Origin of the sequence: Spirosoma panaciterrae DSM 21099, from assembly GCF_000374025.1 — a bacterium.
In the GTDB taxonomy this organism is placed as follows: Bacteria; Bacteroidota; Bacteroidia; order Cytophagales; family Spirosomataceae; genus Spirosoma; species Spirosoma panaciterrae.
This window is the reverse complement of record NZ_KB893178.1, coordinates 1-19,431: the sequence shown is the minus strand read 5'-3', so window position 1 is coordinate 19,431 and position 19,431 is coordinate 1. Positions and strand designations below refer to the sequence as shown.

Below are 19,431 nucleotides of genomic sequence, written 5' to 3'. Positions count from 1 at the left end.
AATGACAACAGAAACAAACCATTCTGCTATACAATTTACGCCCGAGCGGTTGGAACGGGCGAAGGAAATTATTGCCCGTTATCCTGAAGGCAAACAGAAATCCGCTTTACTTCCTTTATTGCACTTACTACAGGAGCAGGAAGGCTGGACAAGCGTGGAAGGCATGGATTATGTAGCCCGTATGCTCGACATTCAACCCATCGAAGTGTATGAAGTAGCTACGTTCTATACCATGTTTCACCTCAATCCTGTCGGTAAACATGTGATTGAATATTGCCGGACAGGGCCTTGCTGCCTGATGGGTGGAGAAGAGGTGTATGCCCATCTGAAAACACGGCTAGGCATTGATGCAGGGCAAACCACAGTTGATGGGCGGTTTACGCTGAAAGAAGTAGAGTGTTTGGCGGCTTGTGGTATGGGACCCGTTTTCCAGATTCGGGAAAAATACTACATGAACCTGACTAACGAGCGTGTAGACGAAATTATTGACGAACTGTCGAAATAATCCACTCATGGCAACTAAAATATTAACCGAGCATATTAACGTCCCTGGCATCGAGACGTTCGATGTCTATCGGAAACAGGGCGGGTATACGGCTGTTGAAAAGGCCCTCAAAACCATGACACCCGATGCCATTGTAGAAGAGGTAAAGAAAGCAGGTGTTCGTGGCCGTGGTGGCGCAGGCTTCCCAATGGGTATGAAATGGAGCTTTCTGGCTAAGCCCGAAGGCGTTCCCCGCTATCTGGTCTGCAATGCCGATGAATCGGAGCCGGGTACGTTCAAGGACCACTACCTGATGAAGAATATCCCTCACTTATTGATTGAGGGAATGATTATTTCGTCGTATGCTTTGGGAGCCAACAAGTCGTTTATCTACGTACGGGGCGAATTGATGTATGTGATCCACATTCTCGAAAAAGCCATTGCCGAAGCCAAAGCCGAAGGTTTCCTGGGCAAAAATATTCTGGGGAGTGGCTACGATCTTGAGTTGGTCGTTCAGCCCGGTGGTGGAGCCTACATTTGTGGTGAAGAAACGGCTTTGCTCGAATCGCTGGAAGGCAAACGAGGTAATCCGCGTAACAAACCCCCATTTCCAGCTGTAAAGGGCCTTTATCAGTGCCCGACCGTTGTGAATAACGTAGAATCCATTGCCACAACTTCCTGGATTGTTAACCATGGTGGAGATGCGTATGCGGCTATCGGGATTGGGCGTAGTACGGGTACAAAGTTGATTTCGGCATCGGGTCATATTAACAAACCGGGGGTTTATGAAATCGACTTGGGCGTACCCGTCGAAGATTTCATCTTTGCCGATGAATGGTGTGGTGGTATCCGACCGGGCCATAAATTTAAAGCGCTGGTTGCCGGAGGCTCTTCAGTTCCCATTCTTCCAGCCAATCTGGCCTTAACACTAGCGAACGGCGAGAAACGCTTGATGTCCTACGAATCTCTATCGGACGGAGGATTTGCTACGGGCACCATGCTTGGTTCAGGAGGCTTTATTGTGTTCGACGAAACCGCCTGTATTGTCCGAAATACGTGGAATTTCTCTCGTTTCTACCATCACGAGTCCTGTGGTCAGTGCAGTCCCTGTCGGGAAGGAACCGGCTGGATGGAGAAAGTATTGCATCGCATTGAATACGGTCACGGTCATCAGCAGGATATTGATCTGCTGGTTGATGTGGCTAAAAAAATTGAAGGAAATACCATTTGTCCGCTCGGAGATGCCGCTGCCTGGCCAGTAGCCAGTGCGATCCGCCATTTCCGGGACGAATTTCAGTGGCATATCGATCACCCATCCGAAGCCACTCAGCCAGGTGCTGTGTATCGGGGGGAGATGGCTCTGATTTAGTGCAATCCACATTACTCTGTCATTATGCCGCTTTTTCTAGTCAGCGTATATAACCTTCTGAAAGCCCAGACCTGGTTACTTACGCTGATTTTCTGTCTGGCCTGTACGGTTGTTATTTTTTTCGTGAAGGTAAAATTTGCTACAAGCTATCTGCCTGATATTTCGGGTTCAGAGCGGAGTACAACCTACGGCATTCAGTTAGTGGCCGATGGCCGACCCTTGTATTATAACCCGGAAGTACCGCCCTTCTGGGTTACGCAATACGCACCACTCTATTACCGTCTCGTTGGCACTATTTACCGGATCATTGGCTGGGACCCCACACAGGTGTTTCGTATCCAATTGCTGAGCCGTATGGTGTCATTTGCCCTGGTAATGGTATCGATGCTGGTGGTTTTCCTAACCGGTCTGCGCCAGTTGAAACTCCGGCTAGTACAGAATCTAATCCTTTGTTGCCTCGTCTTTGGTGTTCTTCAACATTGGCATTTAACGAATTCCCGCGTCGACAGCTTACTTTTCCTTTGCACAACAACTCTGATTTACTGTGCGTTGGAAGGACTTAAAAAGCCAGCAATCTGGAATGGGTATTGGATAAGTGCTGCGTTGATTGCCGTTGTTGCTTTTTTTGTGAAGCAGAGCGGAATGATACATATTGCTGTAATTCTGGCATTTCTGTTCATTACGGCTCAATGGCTCATCCTGATTCGTACAATTGGAATCATGGCAGCGCTATTCCTGGTCCTGACGTTGCTGTGCGATGAAGGGCATATGGACATTTTCTTTCAGAACTTGTTCATCAGTGTCACTTTACCGCTTTCACCGGGCTGGTTTTATGGATACACGTTTCGCTACCTAATTCCAGCCGCCAGTTTATTGATTGCTGTAGCATGGCTCATCAGTTTAAAATGGCTGTTTACAAGTCTGGATAGTCGCCAGCAATTTCTTGCTCTGGCGGCTATGCTCTTTTTTGGCTTTGCTACCGCCACAGCGTTCAAACATGGTGCCGCAGTAGGCTATTATCATGAGTTCGCGTATACAGGCTTACTCATAATATTTTGGTATTTTTGTGATCAGATACAGCTTATGCCAACTGGCAGCTTAGGGCGCTACCTGTTTCCGGCAATGGTAAGCATGACCATGCTCTACTTTGCCAGCCAACAGTTAGACAATCATCTGAATACGGATTATGGGTATTATGCCCGGCAGTATCGGGATGAGACGCTCGTAAAATCGTTTGTAGAGCCTCAACTGGGCAAACAGGATTATGTTGTAGCGCTCATGGGTGATAATTACCGGGGCTGGCTGCTTCAGCAAATGCTGTTTCGGCATCAGTTGGCCTATACCGACGACATTATCCGGTTTCTGTATATTGGCAAAAAACACGATTTTAGCCAGTTTGGAAATCTGGTAAAACAAGGTTCTATTAAATTTATTATTGCGCCTAAAAAGCAACCACTTTATTATTTTGCTTTTGAGTATACATTTGATCCAAAAGATTATGTGCTCCAGAAAGAAATAAGTGGCTACCAGATTTTTAAGCATATTTAATACCGCATCAAATGTGGTAATTTGTCAACTTAGCGAACGATTATGGCTGAACAGGAAATAAAGCCGCAATTACTGAAAGTCACAATAGACGGTATTGAGGTCGAAGTGGAGCCAGGCACAACTATCTTGCAGGCTGCCCGTAAAATTGGCCCGGCGGTAGCACCCCCAGCTATGTGCTACTATCAGCCTCTAAAAGGAAGTGGTGGAAAATGCCGGGCTTGCCTGGTTCGGGTAGCAGCCGGGTCGGCCAAAGACCCCCGACCCATGCCCAAATTAGTTGCTTCCTGCCTGACAACCGTGCAGGATGGCATGGTCGTTGAAAACGAAACCAGCCCACAGGTGGTTGAAGCCCGTAAAGGTGTTGTTGAGTTTTTGTTGCTCAATCACCCACTCGATTGCCCTGTGTGTGATCAGGCCGGTGAGTGCGATCTACAAAACTTCGCCTTCGATCACGGTCGCGAGACGACCCGGTATGAAGAAGATCGGCGGACTTTCGAAAAGCGCGATATTGGTCCTTACATCCAATTGCACATGACACGTTGCATTCTTTGCTACCGTTGTGTGTTTACGGCCGATCAAATTACCAATAAGCGGGTTCATGGAGTTATGGGCCGGGGCGATGCTGCCGAAATCAGTACCTACATCGAAAAAGCGATTGATAACGACTTCTCAGGAAACGTAATCGATGTTTGCCCGGTGGGTGCCTTAACCGATAAAACGTATCGGTTCAAAAATCGGGTTTGGTTTACCAAGCCCGTCGATGCGCATCGTGACTGTCCAACCTGCTCAGGGAAAGTAACGCTCTGGTACCGGGGCGATGACGTGATTCGGGTTACGGCCCGGAAAAATGAGTGGAATGAGGTAACGGAATTTATCTGCAACACCTGCCGCTTCGACAAAAAGAAAACCAGCGACTGGACCATTGAAGGGCCAACGAAAATTTCGCGCAGCTCGGTCATCTCAGCCAATAAGTACCGACGCGACGAAATCAAGCCATCCTTTGGTCAGCGATTGGCTGCCGCCGAATACAAAGCGATTGATGACGAGCGTGACACCTCACAGTTGGGTATTCAACAGCTGGCGCCAGAGCGCTTTGCGAAGGTGCTCCCATCAGCTCTGGAACCAGAACCTTAATCAGTATCAATTCATTCGCTTCTATCGGTTGCCGACAGCCAATAGCAACCGATAGAAGCGAAAACAGAAACCAGTAAAAATGGACTTAACCATATTAACCGTAAAAGGACTGATTATTCTCGTCATTTTTGGGATAACGCTCCTCATTGCGACCTACTCTACCTATGCCGAGCGGAAAGTGGCCGCTTTCCTGCAAGATCGTATAGGTCCAAACCGTGCGGGTCCATGGGGCCTGTTGCAACCCATCGCCGATGCAGGAAAAATGTTCTTCAAAGAAGATTTTATTCCTTCGCAGGCTAGTAAATGGTTGTTTATTCTGGGCCCCTGCCTGGCTATGCTGACAGCGCTTATGTCGAGTGCTGTCATTCCATTTAGCGACAGCATTCGGTTTGCCTGGGATAAGGTCAATTACGATGTTCCCGTTCAGGGTATCGAAATCAACATCGGTGTGCTGTACATTTTTGGGGTAGTATCGCTGGGCGTGTATGGCATTATGGTCGGTGGCTGGGCATCGAACAACAAGTTTTCGTTACTGGGTGCTATTCGGGCCGCTTCGCAGAACATTAGTTACGAAATCGCGCTAGGCTTATCGTTGATCACTATTCTTATGATGACAGGCTCCTTATCGCTTCGGGCCATCATCGACGAACAGGCTACATTTTTCGAATGGAATATTTTTACGCAGCCACTCGGTTTTGTCATCTTCCTGACCTGCGCTTTTGCTGAATGCAACCGCACCCCATTCGATTTGCCCGAGTGCGAAACTGAACTTGTAGGTGGTTACCATACCGAATATAGCTCCATGAAATTGGGGTTCTACCTGTTTGCGGAGTATATCAACATGTTTGTCTCGTCAGCATTTATCTCGGCGCTTTACTTTGGCGGCTTCCATTATCCGTTTATGAGTCTGGTCAATGAAGCCCTGGAAAATTCACTGGGGGCTATAACGGGCCATAACATTGCAACGCTTATTTGTTTTGTTGTTTTCTTCGCCAAGATTTTCTTCTTCATTTTCTTTTTCATGTGGGTTCGGTGGACATTGCCCCGTTTCCGCTACGATCAGTTGATGAACCTAGGCTGGAAAACCTTTATTCCACTATCAATCCTCAACGTGGTTATCACCGGGGCAGGATTACTATACGATTTTAAGTACGCAACCTGGTTAATCGCCATTGTCATGGTTGTGCTGGCAGTCACGTCCACCAGTCGGGCACCAAAGCGCGAAACCATAGCACAGGGAACCGTTTAAGTTAACCTGTTTTCGTGTACGGCTTGCTGCTTTAATCAACTGTACACTAAAAACCGAAAAACTGAAAAGCATGCAGTTAACAAATCGCTCTAAACAGGTCAGTAATAAAGAGATGACCCTGGCGGAGAAAATGTATCTACCTGCCGTTGTGGGTGGATTGGCGATTACGCTTCGCCACTTTTTTCGCAAAAAGGTCACGATCCAGTATCCAGAAGTAAAACGCTATCTGGGACCTATCTACCGTGGCCATCACGTACTGAAGCGCGACGAACAAGGCCGTGAGCGGTGTACAGCCTGTGGCCTTTGCGCCGTAGCCTGTCCGGCCGAAGCCATCTCGATGGTCGCTGCCGAACGTAAGAAAGGGGAAGAAAACCTTTACCGTGAAGAAAAATACGCTGCTGTTTATGAAATAAATATGCTGCGTTGCATCTTCTGCGGCTTATGCGAAGAAGCGTGCCCCAAACAAGCCGTTTATCTCCGTCACGACCGTATGGTACCTGTTTTCCAGGAGCGTGATGAGGTCATTTACGGCAAAGATCGGCTGGTTGAAAAAATGGATGATCGCTACATTCGGGTAAACAATTCGGAAGTAAAAGCTACGCCAACCGAGCCAAGTTTGACCCGTGCAGCCACGTAGTGACCTATCGCACTAAGTCAGAAATAGTCAAGTGTGGTCAAACGTCGACAAATCTTGACAACATTTGACCACACTTGACATTACTTGCCTAAGAACTATGACTGAAACTTTAGACTTCTTTAAAACCTTAACGCCCACCGGCTACCTGTTTCTGGCCTTAACAGCCATTACACTTTTTTGCGCTATTGGCGTTGTAACGGCCCGAAATCCAATCTACAGTGTGTTGGCGCTGATTGCTACGTTCTTCTGTTTGTCGGGCCACTATGTGTTGTTAAACGCCCAGTTCCTGGCGGCTGTCAACATCATTGTTTACGCAGGAGCTATCATGGTCCTGTTCCTGTTTACAATCATGTTCCTGAACCTTCGAAAAGAGGATGAAGAATCGAAAACTAATCTGACAAAAATGGCTTCGGTGATCGTTGGTGGTTTACTGATGGTTATGCTGATTACTATTTTCCGGGCTAAGAGCGCACAAATACCAACCGTTAACCAGATGTCGTTCGATTCTAAAACAGGATTGGTGGAAAATCTGGGACGATTACTCTACAACGACTATATTCTACCTTTCGAACTAGCCTCTGTCCTGTTTCTGGTAGCTATGGTTGGTGCTGTGATGCTCGGCAAACGCGAAGCGGGCGACCGCCATTTCTGACCGCCCAGGCGGCCCTGCAGGATTTATACGATTTGCCTGATTGATCTGATTTTAGCCGCTCTTTTTGAGCGGCTTTTTTTATGCAAGATCGTTCGATAAGAAGAAACGGTAGGGTTGCTGCTTTATAGGCTAAACACAGAAGGCATGGTACGGATAGGATTTTTCTTACTCATAATGAGTATACAGGTTTCATTCGCTCAAAAACAGGTACAGACCGATTCAGTATTGATCGAAGGGCATTACCGAACCTTCCATTTCTTAAAGGCTCCCAAACCTGGTGCTATGCTCATTTTTGTCCTGCATGGTTCGGGTGGTGATGGTCTTGGAAACCGAAAAGGAGCCGTCAAACTGGAAGAGCAGCAAGATGCTGAAAATTTATTGATCGTTTACCCCGATGGGTATAAGCGCTACTGGAACGAGTGCCGAAAAACGGCTCAAACGCTGGCCAATAAAGAAGACATCAATGAAAATGCCTTTTTTGAAGCTATGATCCAGTATTTCGATAAAAATTATCAGATCAATACAAAACAGGTTTTTGCGGTAGGTACGTCGGGGGGCGGGCACATGGCTTATAAACTCGCCTTAACTATGCCCGAACGTTTACGAGCTATTACGGCTTTGATCGCCAACTTGCCCGATACCAACAATATCGACTGCACCGAGAAGCGGATGGCCATCCCTGTCATGATCGTCAACGGTACTATCGACACGGTGAACCCTTATGAAGGGGGTGAAGTGATCACAGGCGGCATAAGTCTGGGGCTGGTTCGCTCTACCGAACGGACGTTTCACTACTGGGCCGATCTGGCTGGTTATACGGGCTCACCGAAAAAAGAACTCCTGCCAGACACAGACCCGAACGACCACAAAACGATTGAACGATACACCTATAAAGCAAAGGGGAAGCCCGAAGTGACCTTGTTAAAAGTAATTGGCGGTAAACACGATTACCCCAACGACATCAATGTGTATCTGGAAGCCCTCGCCTTTTTCAAACGGCAGATAACCCCCTGATAGGCAATAAACCGTGCCAATTTTCTACCTACTCATAGATTTGCTTTGGTTAGCCCATCAACCCCTGGCGGTCGATCTACATGCTTCTCTGATCTACTGTTTTTGGAATTTGCCAGAAAAATAGTATGCTTGCATAATAATTTACCAGCCACTGTAATGATTACAACGTAAAATTGGTTATTACAGTGATGTTTCTGCTAAGCCAGTAATCAATAGAACGAATATGGATGCATACATTGTAGCCGGGTACCGTACCGCTGTCGGTAAAGCCCCACGCGGAGGTCTCCGCTTTACCCGCCCCGACGATATGGCGGCTGAAGTGATCAAGCATTTAATTAGCCAGGTCCCCAATCTTGACCCTGCTCGGGTAGAAGATCTGATTGTGGGTAATGCTGTTCCCGAAGCGGAACAGGGAATGCAGATTGCCCGATATATTGCTTTACTATCGCTGCCCCAGAGCGTTCCTGGAATGACCATAAATCGTTATTGCGGATCAGGTTTGGAAGCGATTGCAATTGCCTCAGCGAAAATCCATGCCGGTCTTGCAGACTGTATCATTGCGGGTGGTACCGAATCCATGTCATTGGTACCTGTGATGGGCTGGAAAACAGCATTGAACTATGAAATTGCCAAAGCGCATCCGGATTATTACATCGGCATGGGCCTCACGGCTGAACAGGTAGCCCAGCAGTTTAAAATAAGCCGTGATGCTCAGGACGAATTTGCCCTTGAGTCACATATGAAAGCGCTGGCAGCCCAGAAAGACGGGAAATTTGCCGACGAAATTGTTCCAATTAACGTTGCTGAAACCTACTTCGATGCTGAAAGTGGGAAAAAGAAAACCCGTGAATGGACCGTTGCGCAGGACGAAGGTCCGCGTAAAGACACCAGCGCCGAAGGATTGGCTAAACTAAAACCTGTATTTGCCGCCGGTGGCTCGGTAACAGCTGGTAACTCGTCGCAAACATCCGATGGTGCCGCTTTCGTTATCGTCATGTCGGAAAAACTGGTGAATGAGCTCAATCTGAAGCCGATTGCCCGAATGGTATCCTATGCCACAGCCGGTGTCGAACCCAAAATTATGGGCATTGGTCCGGTAGCCGCGATTCCTATCGCCCTAAAAAAAGCGGGGTTGAAACAAGACGATATTGAGCAGATCGAACTGAATGAAGCTTTTGCGGCTCAGGCATTGGCTGTGGTTCAGGAACTGGGCCTCGACCGCAGTAAAATCAATCCAAATGGTGGTGCCATTGCCCTCGGCCATGCTCTTGGTTCAACAGGTGCCCGGCTATCGGTACAACTGCTCAATGAAATGCGTCGTCGTGAGCAGAAATACGGGATGGTGTCTGCCTGCGTAGGGGGTGGCCAGGGTGTAGCTGGTATCTTCGAACGCCTAAATTAACGCGTGTTTTTACCTCCCGAAAAGTCCAAATTTCCGGGAGGTTTTATAAACCTACTTTTGGGCAAATCTAAAAAACGGCAGATTCGTCATCTGGAAGAAAAATCAGTCCGCTACGGCGGCTCGGTCATAAACTCAGCTAAAATGTGAGATTTTGGACGGTCCGCCGATGCGGTTTGATTCACAAGATGGCTTTATGAGACTTCACTACATAAAAAAGAATTTGTCTAGACTATAACTGTCCTCATCTTATTAATAGGGCGTTTAGTAAGATGGACTCGACTTGTGCTATGTTTCCTAACCAAAAGGTGGTTCTTTAGGCTAGAACGCTTGTCTTTCACTAAGTCAACTAGTACGCAACCAAAGTATTGTTTTTCGCATCTTCGCTTTACTAGTTCACCAGGTTACAGCTATGATGAGGAAAACTTTTTACTTTTTGTTGATCATTCTCTGTGCTGCTTGTAGCACTACCCGATCCTTTAAAACCAGCGATGGCAAAAAGCTACCCAATAGCATTGCCGAAATCCGGCGACTAAAAATTAATGGCAGTAAACAGTTTCTCACCATACGGGGAGTAGATCGAGCGAAGCCCATCTTGTTGTGGTTGCATGGAGGACCCGGTAACGTAGCTATGCTCCTGTATATGCATCATAGTGCCGCCTTAGAAGAGCAGTTTGTAGTCGTCTACTGGGATCAACGGGGATCGGGAAAGTCGTATTCTTCGCGTATAGCACCAGCCAGTATGACACTGGATCAATTTATCAGCGATACTCATGAATTGACTTCTTGGCTAAAGAAGCACTTTAAGCAAGATAAACTATTTCTGGTGGGGCATTCATGGGGCGGTTTTCTGGGCTTACACGTCATTAACAGGTATCCTACCGATTACGCGGCCTTTGTAGCGGTTTCCCCATCACCGACGGCCCGCGTAGCGAACAGGTATCCTATGAGTTCACCCTTAATCAGGCTCAACAACGAGGGGATACCGCTGCTTTAACCACCTTAAAGCGAATCGGACCACCGGTTCATGGAGTCTACAAAGGGGATTTGAAGCTACCATATAGGAACGAAACTTGGTGCAAAAATATGGGGGTGACTATCACCAGGACCTTGGCGGAACATTTTATCGAATCCTGTGGCGGTCCAAGGAATATACTTTATTTGATTACCTAAAAACTAAGAAGATCGCTCGTTTAAATTCGCCGATGGATCATGCTATCTGTCCCACGATTGATTTGAAACACCAAATCCCCGTAGTCAACGTGCCGGTTTATTTTTGTTTAGGTCGTTATGACAATCACCTGCCTTCAATCGTGATAGCCGACTATGGCGCATCGTTGCAAGCGCCAGTGAAAGAAGTGATTTGGTTCGAAGAGTCGGCTCATTACCTCTGCTTTGAGGAACCCCAAAAGTTTCATGCCTTACTGAGAGAGAAATTATTGGGAGCTAAGTCAGACACCGTAAGCACTTCTGGTAAAAAGTAGGCTATTGCTTATCTCGCTAAACGCTCCTAAATGAGACGAAGCAAGATGCATAGGGGGCCTCATTATTCGGCCATTTCGTGTGCTGAGGTTAGCGGAGAGTGCATGTTCTTTACAATAAGCGTCCGCAGCCGCTCCTCATGCTGGTCACCCCACTGGCCAATCGCACCAATAATGGGAATGAGTGATTTGCCAAAGTCGGTAAGATAGTAGTCAACTTTCGGTGGAAGTACCGGATAAATAACCTTACCCACCAACTCGTGATTTTCCAGTTCCTTCAACTGCACATTTAGTACCCGGCGGGAAGCACCCGGAATTTTCCGTTGCAACTCGCTGGGACGCTGGAACCCCTGGTGGATAAACCATATAAGGCGTATCTTCCATTTCCCGTATAGCACCTCACCGATCAGGTCGAGCCCGCAGTTTAGCTCAGGCATTGTCTTTCGTTCGTACATACGGCAAAGATAATCACAGGCATCGCCCGCTTCAATAGGGATAAATTTATCCCTATCTGAATCGTAAGTCCCTACTTGTGAGCCCCTACCGTACTGCCGAATTTTGTCCTAAACAAACGAGCTACAGTATGGACTTTAATTTTGAAAACGAACTGGCTGGTAAGATCGCGCTGGTAACGGGAGGCACGAAAGGTACAGGCAAAGCAATCGCCGATCGCCTGTTGAAAGCAGGAGCAACCGTGATCATTACCGCCAGAAATAAGCCGGAAAAAGAAAACGACAAGTTGCATTTCATTTCCTCCGATTTAAGTAAGGCAGAAGGAGCACAAAAGGTGATAAGCGAGGTGCTATCAACCTATGGGAGACTGGATATTCTCGTGAACAATCTTGGTTCTTCAGTAACACCCGCTGGTGGTTTTAACGTGTTATCTGATGAAGATTGGGAATCAACCCTACAAGCTAATTTGCTTGCTCCTGTTCGATTAGACAGAGGGTTTTTACCAAAAATGGTCGATCGAAAAAGTGGTGTTATCATTCACATAGCCTCCATACAGGGTAAGCTCCCTTTGTACGATTCAACGTTGCCTTACGCAGCGGCAAAAGCAGGATTGAGAAACTACAGTAAAAGTTTATCCAATGAAGTTGCCCCTAAGGGGGTTCGGGTGCTGACTGTTTCGCCAGGCTGGATCAATACGACAGCATCGGAAGCCTGGCTGGGCGAACTGGCAAGAAACGCGAATAGTACGGTAAAAGAAGCGCAACAACGTGTTATGGATGCCTTGGGTGGAATACCATTCGGAAGACCGGCAGAACCCGAAGAAGTTGCAGAATTGGTCGGCTTTTTGGTTTCGCCAAGAGCAAGTTACCTCACAGGGACAGAATATGTCATTGACGGAGGGACAATTCCTACGATTTAGAAATGACTAACGACCCGTTCATGGAAACAACCACAGTAAATCAGATCGAAAAAACACAACGATGAAACTACCAGCCATTATCGAAGGGCTTGTGCAGGCACAAAACCAACAGGACAGCACGGCATTTACGCACTATTTTACGGCCAGCGCCACCGTTTCCGATGAAGGACATACCTATTCGGGCAGAGCCGAAATCGGGCAATGGATACAGCAGGCGGCTGAAGTGTATCAAATGCAGACCAAACCGATTGATTATCAGCAAACGGGTACATCGGCCATACTGACCGTGGAGGTAACTGGAACATTTCCGGGAAGCCCGGCGGTGATGCACTACCACCTTGAGCTGGACGATTCATTGATCAGCTCATTACGCTTCACTAGCTAAACATCCAACGCATTAGATTCGTAGGAATAAACTCAGGAATGTAGGTTTATGGGTATTCCTGAGTTTATTCCTGCAATTCATTAACCCTCAACCCTAAACGAGTCGACATGAATGTAAGCCGCCGATTTTCCTTATCCATTTCCGTTTGGCTAATCCTATTTTTCTCATCGGCTGGATGGGCGCAGAAGCAGGACTCCATTGATACAAGGCAGTTGTATCAACGCATTCAAATCGCACCCGAGAGTGTATTCAGCATGTTCCGCGATGCCGGCATGCAGCCTGTCAATCGAGTGTTGACACCAGGTCAAAAAGAAAAGGTACGGCATGCGTTTGAAAGGTTACCGCCGTTACATCAGCGCCTATTGACAGCGCATTTGCAAAGCATCAGCTTTATGGACAATATGCCCAATACGGCCTTAACCTCGTTACTCGACTCAGGTAACGGGCCTAACATGTTCAATATCACCTTTCGGGCGGGCTTGCTGGATGAGACGATCTCGGAATGGGCAACCTGGAAAGAAAATACCTGCTTCGAGCCGGTAGGGAATGTCAGGTATAGCGTACGCGTCGAAGGGGGCAATCTGGATGCCATCCTGTACGTGCTCATGCACGAGGCAACGCACATCGTCGATGCTGTGCTGAACATCACCCCGCATGTTGTCGAAGCACAGTCCGTGGTTAAACCGACACGCTTCACCAGAGGTGTCTGGCGCAAGATGAATGTGCCCGACGATACCTATTTGGATTCACTGCTGGAAAAGACCCGCTTTCGGAGCGGCAAGCTGCTGTCGATCAGCGTGGCTCCGGCCGTGTATAGAAAGCTTAGCCAGACCCCCTACCCTTCTTTGTATGCGATGGCGGCCTGGTCGGAGGATATCGCGGAGCTGGCCACGATCTACCACCTCACAACTCAGTTAAACCAGCCCTTTTATGTGGTCGTCACCAAAGACCAAGTCGAACTGGCCAGGTTCGAGCCTATGAAGAATGCGCTTGTTAACCAGCGATTGAAGCAGCTCTCGGTTTTCTACGCAAATTAAGGATCAATGCGTGGTGGTTAGCGATGGGTATGCATCCGAGTGGTCCTAGTTCTGGGCCGTCAAGTTGAGGGTGTATAGTCTCAATTAAACCCTCCCGTATGAGAAGGCTGAGAGATGACAAATTGCTGCCTAGAAACTAACCCTAACCGCATCAAGGCCGGCTTGACAAGGACCCCTTACTGACCGATCCAATCGATAGCCGCTTGTAAGGTTCGATCCGCGCCCAATAAATAGTCAGCAGCACTGGGGGTTGCGTCTATATCTATGGGGACACCGGGACCCAGAATTAACTGCCCATTCAGCGTGTAAACACCCCGGCCACTAAAGCGGGTTTGATAACCACCTGGGAAAACCACATGGCTCACATCCCCGTTAGCACCCGCCGATTGAGTACCGATAATCTTGGCCTGTGGAGCCGTTCGTAAAGCCATGCACGTCGATTCCGCTGCACTTTGTGTACGACTGTCACACAGAATGGCAACTTTACCCCGATAGTAATCCGCGTTGTTCCGCCCAACGTATTGTACTTCGCTCCACCTAAACAGTCCTGGAGAAGATAGATCGGGTTTGGTATATAGTGCAAACCCCTTGGGTACTGGATTTAGATAGTCACAAATTCGCTGAAAAGTCCCTTTGGGATAGGACCGCACATCAAAAATGATCCCTTGTCGATTTCGGTATTGCTCCATGACCTGCTTGACCTCACTCACCTGGAGCGTACCTAAGTCAATATAGCCAATGGTCGAGGGGATAGTTTTAGCATGGACAGACAACGGGGGGCGGTAGCCAAACCGCTCGAACCGGTAGCGATGCACCGTTTTTCGTAATCGCTGCCCATCACGGATCAGATCAATCTGGACTACGGGCTGTGAGCCAGTGAGCAGAACCGGCAAGATCTGCCGAATCAGCGCCGACCGATTCGAGCCTGAATAATTCGGCGCTCGCTGATCGATGAGTTCAGTCACTAAGCTATCCCCAATGCGGATCAGGCGGTCCCCCCGGCGAATATCATCAAGTCGGCTTAGCGAGTCATTGAGATAGCCCGTCACCAGCAGCGAGTCATTCAGCAGCCGGTAATCAAAGGGAGGAAACAGAAAGGGTTTGGTCCAGGGAAGCCGATACGCTGGGGGGATGACCAGCTCGGCATGGCCGTCATGGATCGCGCTAATTAGCTGTTGCAAGACGTGTTGATAGCTTAGTGTATCGGTAGCCTGTTGGAAACGGGGGACAAACTGGGTCAACACCTGATGCCAGGGTTGAGCCATGGCGTACTTGGTGGGATGGAAATATTCAATGATGTTCCAGTAGCGAAACAGCCCCAACAACCGGTATGATACGCTAGGCAAGGCCATGGTGGCGTACTTCGCTTCAGAGAAGGCTAATCGGTTGCGGAAGGGGTCCCAGCGGACATAGTGATTGGGGTGCTGGTTTGGATTGGCGGCAATAAAGGTTAGTCGCTGGCGCAGTGCTGGGCTAAACAGGGCCGAATCGGCCAGCCAGCTTAAGTCTAAGTTTTGGCTAAAGCAAGTGGAGTCGGGCAGTGAACAGCGCGAACAAGGTTCGACCGGGCCTAGTTTGTCAATCCAGTTCAGGATTCGGGCGGACAAGTCAGCTTTAGAGTGTATGGCAGGGGATTCATCGATGAGTTGAATGAGCTGGCCATCCCAATCGACTTTTCCGGTCGCTAGCTGAGGGTGGTAGTATTTGAGAAATCCCCATACTTTCCCGATGGTCACCAAGGTCTGGGTCTGCGTTACAGATTGAGAAAGTGCGGTTGATGAGAGGAGAAGCAGGGCGAGAAGATACCGCATAGGCTGGGGTTTGTCTATGGGCTCAAACTTATGAACAGTGACTTGTTAACGCTAGGCAAGAGGGGTTAAAGTATGTTAAATGGAATTATATTTGGTGTCCCCACAATAGCAGTTGTTTGAGCGCTGTTCAGCTTTGAGATAGCCTATTATTGTGAGATACTTGTTCTCATAAAATGCTCCCCTTGAGACCAAGAGAGGTCCATGTAGCTGTGTCTTACAATGGCGGGCCATATCGGCCTGAAGGGCAATGGCCGGTCTGCCGGATGGCATTAACCACGGCTTCTGCATCGCTTGGCGCCGAATGAAAGGTAACAATGACAATCGCGCCACAGGCGGCAAGTTGCTCGGCTATGGCAGCGCCAATCCCCTTTGAGCTGCCGGTAACGATGGCCACCTTCTTGGTCAAATCTATTTTCATGAGTTCTCTTTTTTGACAAAGCTAGATGAACGAACTTTACCCTGGATATGGGTTTCCCTTTAGAAAGTAGTTTCCTTCGAGAAACTACGTTGCGCCAAAACGGATGAACAAGAAAGTATTTATTGATCAAAAGCCGCTGCAGTGTCCCAGCCAGCTCAAGGCCATCCATGATACGATGGATATTTTAAGCGGCAAATGGAAAATCACCATCATTGGGTGCTTGAGCTTCGGCGAAAAACGGTTCATGGACTTAATGCGGGAAGTAAACGGGATTGGCTCTAAAATGCTGTCCAAGGAGTTACAAGAGCTGGAGATCAACGGCTTAATTAGTCGCACGGTGCAACCAACCAAACCGGTCACGGTGGAATACGCGCTTACCGCTTATGGTCAGAGCTTGCGGCCTATCCTGTGGGCCATGGCTGATTGGGGGCAACATCACCGGATAAAAGTAAAAGCAACTTTCAAAGGGGAAGTTTGCCATGACTAGAGCTTACCATGAACCCATCTAATTGTTAGGTTGGCTCCATAAATCAACATGGTATACAGCCTGTCGCACGGATGTGTCCCTTTGGTGGGCGATGTGGGCTACCGGCTTGACTAGGGCTGAAGTTGGTGGGGTGATAAGGTGGCAGCCAATTAACAACAAGTCAATGGGCGTGTACTGCTCTACAAGCCAGGCTGATTGCCCCTGATTATAGATCACCAAGTTTATAGTCTCAAAATACTCTCCCAAGCGAGACGAAAAGAGATTTGTGTATACATTATTCGGGCCATTCTGGCGATGCTAGGCAGCAACGTTGATGTACGCCATAGTAGGCTTGATTTGTGCCATCCTATACTAGCTGGTAGGAACTAGTTTTGCTGGATTATTGCAGATAGGCAGAGCTTTCTGCCTATCTGCATCCATTTTAGCCCTCGAACACATGGTACAAATCGCCATTATTAGCGACATCCACGCTAATCTGCCTGCCCTTCAAGAAGTAATTAAGGACATTGAGGCCCGGCAGATTGAGCAGATCTATTGTCTGGGTGACCTGGTTGATTTCGCACCCTGGCCAAATGAGGTTATCCAATTCTTTCGCAATACCCGTATCCCCTGCTTACTGGGAAATCATGACGAACGTATTGCCTTCGATCAGGCTATTTATCCGTTAGCTCATCACGACGCGGCAGAAACCAGGAATCGAATCCAAGCCATTACTTACTCGAAAAGGACAATCACGGTTGAAAATAAGCGTTGGCTGTCTCAATTGCCCTACCAACTGGAATTAATCCTTCAAGTAGAAGGGCGTATTCATCGCCTGCTGTTGGTACATGCCAGCCCAAATCGCAACGATGAATATATTTACGAATCCCACCCGGAGGCCGATCTGTTGAGTAGGCTTGCTGGGCGCAAGGTCGATGTATTGTTGATGGGCCATACCCATGTATCCTACATCAAAAAGTCCAGTATGCTCCTCATTAACTGCGGCTCGGTGGGACGCAGTAAGGAAGCCGATCGGAAAGCGAGTTACTGCTTGTTGACCCTAACTGGGGCCGCCATTTCGGCTGAAATCATCAAAGTGAGTTATCCTATCGAAGCCGTTGCCTTGGCCATTTATCAAAGCGATATCCCAAATTTCTATGCTGATTTCCTGTTAAAGAGATCCAGCGAGGCACCTTCAATTGCCGCTCGGTTATAAAGGTTTAACTTAATCTCGGTAAACCCTCCCAACTGAGACGAAAGAGTCTTGTTGTAATGCCTCAATAGTCGGGGGGTAATAATTGTCAACTACTCCGCAGCATACCAGAAGTGGGGAAATGTGGGATTGGTTGACTAGAAAATGGCACCGGCAGCCAAGCAGGTTAACCCAACCAGTCCCCCTAGTACTCGAATCCAGTGAAAGCGCATCCACCGGTCGCGCAGATGTTTCCAATTTGTGGGTAGAGCTGACGGGGCCCAACTGACAATCTGCCTCACGATAGGTACCTCAATTTGTACCGTGACCAGCAGCGCCGTCAGGAAGCAGACCAAACCTGCTAGCGTGAGCCAGAAAGTAAGCACCTGGCTACCGAACGACAGGTATAGGGTGGGCAGGGTAGAGAGTAGACCCAGCGGGGTCAAGTAAGTCATCAGGCCTGCCATGTTCTGGTTGAGCCGGTGGGCGATGCTCAGAAACACGTCCGGCTCAAAGGTGTTTAACGAGCGGCTCAGCGCCAGATAAGGTCCCCAGTACATACCGCCTACTAAAGCCGACAGGACTACATTGAGGAGTTCAACGCACTTAAGGATCATGGCAATTATTGGTTAAGAACCGCAGTTTATTAGTTGTTTCGTCTCAATTTGACAAAGGTCTTGCTCATTCATTAGAGAAAATACCTACGTTTAGCCAATAAATAGTCGTAATCAGTCAAATGCAATTAAAGATTGATACCTCGGGATCAGTCGGTCGGATTGAGGTGCTATCAGGCGATGGACAAGCTACTAACACCGACTCGATGGAGATGGCGTTTCCTTCCGCTTTGGGGATGGGGACCATCCGACGATTCACGCTGAGTCCGTTGCTGTTTGTGATGGTACACCGCTACACGCTCAGCCGGGATGTGGAGCTACGACGTCAGCCTGAAGCAGGCAATCAGCCGATGATTACGTTTAGTTTTCGCAATTTGGTGCCTCTATCCGCTCAACCTGCTCACCTATTGGCAAGTCGACTGCTGCCAGCGGTGCAGGTAAGCTCGAGCGATCTGGATTTAGCCCTCTTTTTCCCCGCCGGTACGCCTATTCACACCATCATCGTCGGTATCAACGCTGAGCTGCTGGGCCAACTTCTGGGGCCGCAGGTCGAGCAACCTTTGGTGCAGACGCTGCTGGGTGGTCGTCAGTCTTACCTGTATGAAGAAATGGGATCATTCGCTGTTCAACAAATTGCCCGTGATCTGCTGACCCGCCCTGAGACGGACCCATTATTGGCTTTTTATGTAACTATAAAAGGTCAGGAGTTGGTCTATCAGTTCATACGTGAGCTGCTACAGCGGGAGACCAAACTGGTTTATCCGCTTCGGGAGGATGAAGGGAATCGGCTATTTATGGTACGGGATGAGTTGATCAAGGATTTACGTCAAGCCCCAGGCATCCCTCAACTGGCCTCGATGGCGAGCATGAGCGAAAGTAAGAGCTTGTTGGGGAATTGATAAGGACTGGTAGTCGAGTCAACTTTGTATCGACCAAGAAACAAAGTAATGACTAAGCAGTGGCAACCACTGACCGACTACCAGTGGGCAGCAATTTCGCCTTTTTTTAACCTTCAACGCAAGCGTAAACACCAATTACGTGCCGTCATGGATGCCATCTTCTGGATGTTACGCACCGGCTGTCAATGGCGAAACCTGCCGCCTAGCTTTCCGCACTGGCAAGCCGTATACTATTATTTTGACCAGTGGAAAAAGGCCGACTACTTTGAA

General features: G+C 48.3%; 22 protein-coding genes. 18 read left to right on the top strand and 4 right to left on the bottom strand.

Annotated elements, in window-relative coordinates:
- Position 1: 1 nt before the first annotated feature.
- The 11 genes from nuoE (at position 2) to B153_RS36575 (ending at position 10,970) form a co-directional block, all read left to right on the top strand.
- Entirely contained in the window at positions 2 to 505 is a 504-nt protein-coding gene (nuoE, locus tag B153_RS0109520) for an NADH-quinone oxidoreductase subunit NuoE (RefSeq protein ID WP_020596468.1), read from the top strand.
- A 7-nt stretch (positions 506 to 512) separates the two neighbouring features.
- Positions 513 to 1,853 carry an NADH-quinone oxidoreductase subunit NuoF gene (gene nuoF / locus B153_RS0109515; protein ID WP_020596467.1) on the top strand — a complete coding sequence of 447 codons (1,341 nt, stop codon included), beginning with the start codon at positions 513 to 515 and terminating at the stop codon, positions 1,851 to 1,853.
- Between the two features lie 24 nt (positions 1,854 to 1,877).
- Positions 1,878 to 3,401 carry a hypothetical protein gene (locus B153_RS0109510; RefSeq protein ID WP_020596466.1) on the top strand — a complete coding sequence of 508 codons (1,524 nt, stop codon included), beginning with the start codon at positions 1,878 to 1,880 and terminating at the stop codon, positions 3,399 to 3,401.
- 42 nt (positions 3,402 to 3,443) lie between these two features.
- Entirely contained in the window at positions 3,444 to 4,535 is a 1,092-nt protein-coding gene (locus B153_RS0109505; RefSeq protein ID WP_020596465.1) for an NADH-quinone oxidoreductase subunit G, read from the top strand.
- A gap of 79 nt (positions 4,536 to 4,614) precedes the next feature.
- Positions 4,615 to 5,784 carry an NADH-quinone oxidoreductase subunit NuoH gene (gene nuoH, locus B153_RS0109500; protein WP_020596464.1) on the top strand — a complete coding sequence of 390 codons (1,170 nt, stop codon included), beginning with the start codon at positions 4,615 to 4,617 and terminating at the stop codon, positions 5,782 to 5,784.
- Between the two features lie 70 nt (positions 5,785 to 5,854).
- Entirely contained in the window at positions 5,855 to 6,421 is a 567-nt protein-coding gene (locus tag B153_RS0109495; RefSeq protein WP_020596463.1) for a NuoI/complex I 23 kDa subunit family protein, read from the top strand.
- 97 nt (positions 6,422 to 6,518) lie between these two features.
- On the top strand, positions 6,519 to 7,073 hold the full coding sequence (locus B153_RS0109490) for an NADH-quinone oxidoreductase subunit J family protein (RefSeq protein ID WP_020596462.1): 555 nt from the start codon (positions 6,519 to 6,521) through the stop codon (positions 7,071 to 7,073).
- Positions 7,074 to 7,247: 174 nt separating this feature from the next.
- Positions 7,248 to 8,087, top strand: a complete 840-nt coding sequence (locus tag B153_RS0109485) for a CE1 family esterase (RefSeq protein WP_245564858.1) — start codon at positions 7,248 to 7,250, stop codon at positions 8,085 to 8,087.
- Positions 8,088 to 8,310: 223 nt separating this feature from the next.
- A complete protein-coding gene (locus B153_RS0109480) occupies positions 8,311 to 9,489 on the top strand; it encodes an acetyl-CoA C-acyltransferase (protein WP_020596460.1) in 1,179 nt (392 codons plus the stop codon).
- Positions 9,490 to 9,898: 409 nt separating this feature from the next.
- On the top strand, positions 9,899 to 10,483 hold the full coding sequence (locus B153_RS34925; RefSeq protein ID WP_026262026.1) for an alpha/beta fold hydrolase: 585 nt from the start codon (positions 9,899 to 9,901) through the stop codon (positions 10,481 to 10,483).
- Between the two features lie 76 nt (positions 10,484 to 10,559).
- Complete coding sequence (locus B153_RS36575; RefSeq protein WP_020596459.1) at positions 10,560 to 10,970, top strand: alpha/beta fold hydrolase; 411 nt, start codon at positions 10,560 to 10,562, stop codon at positions 10,968 to 10,970.
- A 62-nt stretch (positions 10,971 to 11,032) separates the two neighbouring features.
- On the opposite strand, the gene B153_RS0109465 is transcribed toward B153_RS36575, so the two are convergent.
- Positions 11,033 to 11,422: a winged helix-turn-helix transcriptional regulator gene (locus tag B153_RS0109465; protein ID WP_026262025.1), complete on the bottom strand. Its 390-nt coding sequence runs from the start codon at positions 11,420 to 11,422 to the stop codon at positions 11,033 to 11,035.
- Positions 11,423 to 11,550: 128 nt separating this feature from the next.
- Here B153_RS0109465 and B153_RS0109460 point away from each other — a divergent pair, with 128 nt between their 5' ends.
- The 3 genes from B153_RS0109460 (at position 11,551) to B153_RS0109450 (ending at position 13,761) form a co-directional block, all read left to right on the top strand.
- Entirely contained in the window at positions 11,551 to 12,339 is a 789-nt protein-coding gene (locus B153_RS0109460; RefSeq protein WP_020596457.1) for an SDR family oxidoreductase, read from the top strand.
- A gap of 61 nt (positions 12,340 to 12,400) precedes the next feature.
- Entirely contained in the window at positions 12,401 to 12,724 is a 324-nt protein-coding gene (locus B153_RS0109455) for a nuclear transport factor 2 family protein (protein ID WP_020596456.1), read from the top strand.
- Between the two features lie 107 nt (positions 12,725 to 12,831).
- Positions 12,832 to 13,761 carry a hypothetical protein gene (locus tag B153_RS0109450; RefSeq protein ID WP_020596455.1) on the top strand — a complete coding sequence of 310 codons (930 nt, stop codon included), beginning with the start codon at positions 12,832 to 12,834 and terminating at the stop codon, positions 13,759 to 13,761.
- 176 nt (positions 13,762 to 13,937) lie between these two features.
- Here the strand turns inward: B153_RS0109450 and B153_RS0109445 are convergent, their stop codons facing one another.
- Together B153_RS0109445 and B153_RS0109440 are read right to left on the bottom strand one after the other, a co-directional pair.
- Positions 13,938 to 15,572: a S41 family peptidase gene (locus B153_RS0109445; protein WP_020596454.1), complete on the bottom strand. Its 1,635-nt coding sequence runs from the start codon at positions 15,570 to 15,572 to the stop codon at positions 13,938 to 13,940.
- 214 nt (positions 15,573 to 15,786) lie between these two features.
- On the bottom strand, positions 15,787 to 15,990 hold the full coding sequence (locus B153_RS0109440; RefSeq protein WP_026262024.1) for an SDR family NAD(P)-dependent oxidoreductase: 204 nt from the start codon (positions 15,988 to 15,990) through the stop codon (positions 15,787 to 15,789).
- Between the two features lie 103 nt (positions 15,991 to 16,093).
- On the opposite strand from B153_RS0109440, the gene B153_RS0109435 reads away from it, so the two are divergent.
- Both B153_RS0109435 and B153_RS0109430 read left to right on the top strand, forming a co-directional pair.
- Positions 16,094 to 16,477 (top strand): winged helix-turn-helix transcriptional regulator, encoded by a 384-nt coding sequence (locus B153_RS0109435; RefSeq protein ID WP_020596453.1) that lies wholly within the window; start codon positions 16,094 to 16,096, stop codon positions 16,475 to 16,477.
- Between the two features lie 436 nt (positions 16,478 to 16,913).
- Positions 16,914 to 17,672: a metallophosphoesterase family protein gene (locus B153_RS0109430; RefSeq protein ID WP_020596452.1), complete on the top strand. Its 759-nt coding sequence runs from the start codon at positions 16,914 to 16,916 to the stop codon at positions 17,670 to 17,672.
- A 134-nt stretch (positions 17,673 to 17,806) separates the two neighbouring features.
- On the opposite strand, the gene B153_RS0109425 is transcribed toward B153_RS0109430, so the two are convergent.
- Positions 17,807 to 18,265: an anthrone oxygenase family protein gene (locus B153_RS0109425; protein ID WP_020596451.1), complete on the bottom strand. Its 459-nt coding sequence runs from the start codon at positions 18,263 to 18,265 to the stop codon at positions 17,807 to 17,809.
- A 119-nt stretch (positions 18,266 to 18,384) separates the two neighbouring features.
- On the opposite strand from B153_RS0109425, the gene B153_RS0109420 reads away from it, so the two are divergent.
- Positions 18,385 to 19,161, top strand: a complete 777-nt coding sequence (locus B153_RS0109420; protein ID WP_020596450.1) for a hypothetical protein — start codon at positions 18,385 to 18,387, stop codon at positions 19,159 to 19,161.
- A gap of 48 nt (positions 19,162 to 19,209) precedes the next feature.
- Positions 19,210 to 19,431, top strand: a 222-nt coding sequence (locus B153_RS0109415) for a transposase (protein WP_020596449.1), incomplete at its 3' end; no start/stop codon positions are given.

Excerpts from the sequence above, each read along its gene's own strand:
- B153_RS0109465 (WP_026262025.1), bottom strand. The coding sequence starts at position 11,422 with ATGTACGAACGAAAGACAATGCCTGAGCTAAACTGCGGGCTCGACCTG.
- B153_RS0109435 (WP_020596453.1), top strand. The coding sequence starts at position 16,094 with ATGAACAAGAAAGTATTTATTGATCAAAAGCCGCTGCAGTGTCCCAGC.
- B153_RS0109505 (WP_020596465.1), top strand. The coding sequence starts at position 3,444 with ATGGCTGAACAGGAAATAAAGCCGCAATTACTGAAAGTCACAATAGAC.
- B153_RS0109455 (WP_020596456.1), top strand. The coding sequence starts at position 12,401 with ATGAAACTACCAGCCATTATCGAAGGGCTTGTGCAGGCACAAAACCAA.
- B153_RS0109430 (WP_020596452.1), top strand. The coding sequence starts at position 16,914 with ATGGTACAAATCGCCATTATTAGCGACATCCACGCTAATCTGCCTGCC.
- B153_RS0109460 (WP_020596457.1), top strand. The coding sequence starts at position 11,551 with ATGGACTTTAATTTTGAAAACGAACTGGCTGGTAAGATCGCGCTGGTA.
- B153_RS0109445 (WP_020596454.1), bottom strand. The coding sequence starts at position 15,572 with ATGCGGTATCTTCTCGCCCTGCTTCTCCTCTCATCAACCGCACTTTCT.
- B153_RS0109420 (WP_020596450.1), top strand. The coding sequence starts at position 18,385 with ATGCAATTAAAGATTGATACCTCGGGATCAGTCGGTCGGATTGAGGTG.
- B153_RS0109490 (WP_020596462.1), top strand. The coding sequence starts at position 6,519 with ATGACTGAAACTTTAGACTTCTTTAAAACCTTAACGCCCACCGGCTAC.
- nuoH (WP_020596464.1), top strand. The coding sequence starts at position 4,615 with ATGGACTTAACCATATTAACCGTAAAAGGACTGATTATTCTCGTCATT.
- nuoF (WP_020596467.1), top strand. The coding sequence starts at position 513 with ATGGCAACTAAAATATTAACCGAGCATATTAACGTCCCTGGCATCGAG.
- nuoE (WP_020596468.1), top strand. The coding sequence starts at position 2 with ATGACAACAGAAACAAACCATTCTGCTATACAATTTACGCCCGAGCGG.
- B153_RS0109440 (WP_026262024.1), bottom strand. The coding sequence starts at position 15,990 with ATGAAAATAGATTTGACCAAGAAGGTGGCCATCGTTACCGGCAGCTCA.
- B153_RS0109485 (WP_245564858.1), top strand. The coding sequence starts at position 7,248 with ATGAGTATACAGGTTTCATTCGCTCAAAAACAGGTACAGACCGATTCA.
- B153_RS0109510 (WP_020596466.1), top strand. The coding sequence starts at position 1,878 with ATGCCGCTTTTTCTAGTCAGCGTATATAACCTTCTGAAAGCCCAGACC.
- B153_RS0109450 (WP_020596455.1), top strand. The coding sequence starts at position 12,832 with ATGAATGTAAGCCGCCGATTTTCCTTATCCATTTCCGTTTGGCTAATC.
- B153_RS34925 (WP_026262026.1), top strand. The coding sequence starts at position 9,899 with ATGATGAGGAAAACTTTTTACTTTTTGTTGATCATTCTCTGTGCTGCT.
- B153_RS0109495 (WP_020596463.1), top strand. The coding sequence starts at position 5,855 with ATGCAGTTAACAAATCGCTCTAAACAGGTCAGTAATAAAGAGATGACC.
- B153_RS0109480 (WP_020596460.1), top strand. The coding sequence starts at position 8,311 with ATGGATGCATACATTGTAGCCGGGTACCGTACCGCTGTCGGTAAAGCC.
- B153_RS0109425 (WP_020596451.1), bottom strand. The coding sequence starts at position 18,265 with ATGATCCTTAAGTGCGTTGAACTCCTCAATGTAGTCCTGTCGGCTTTA.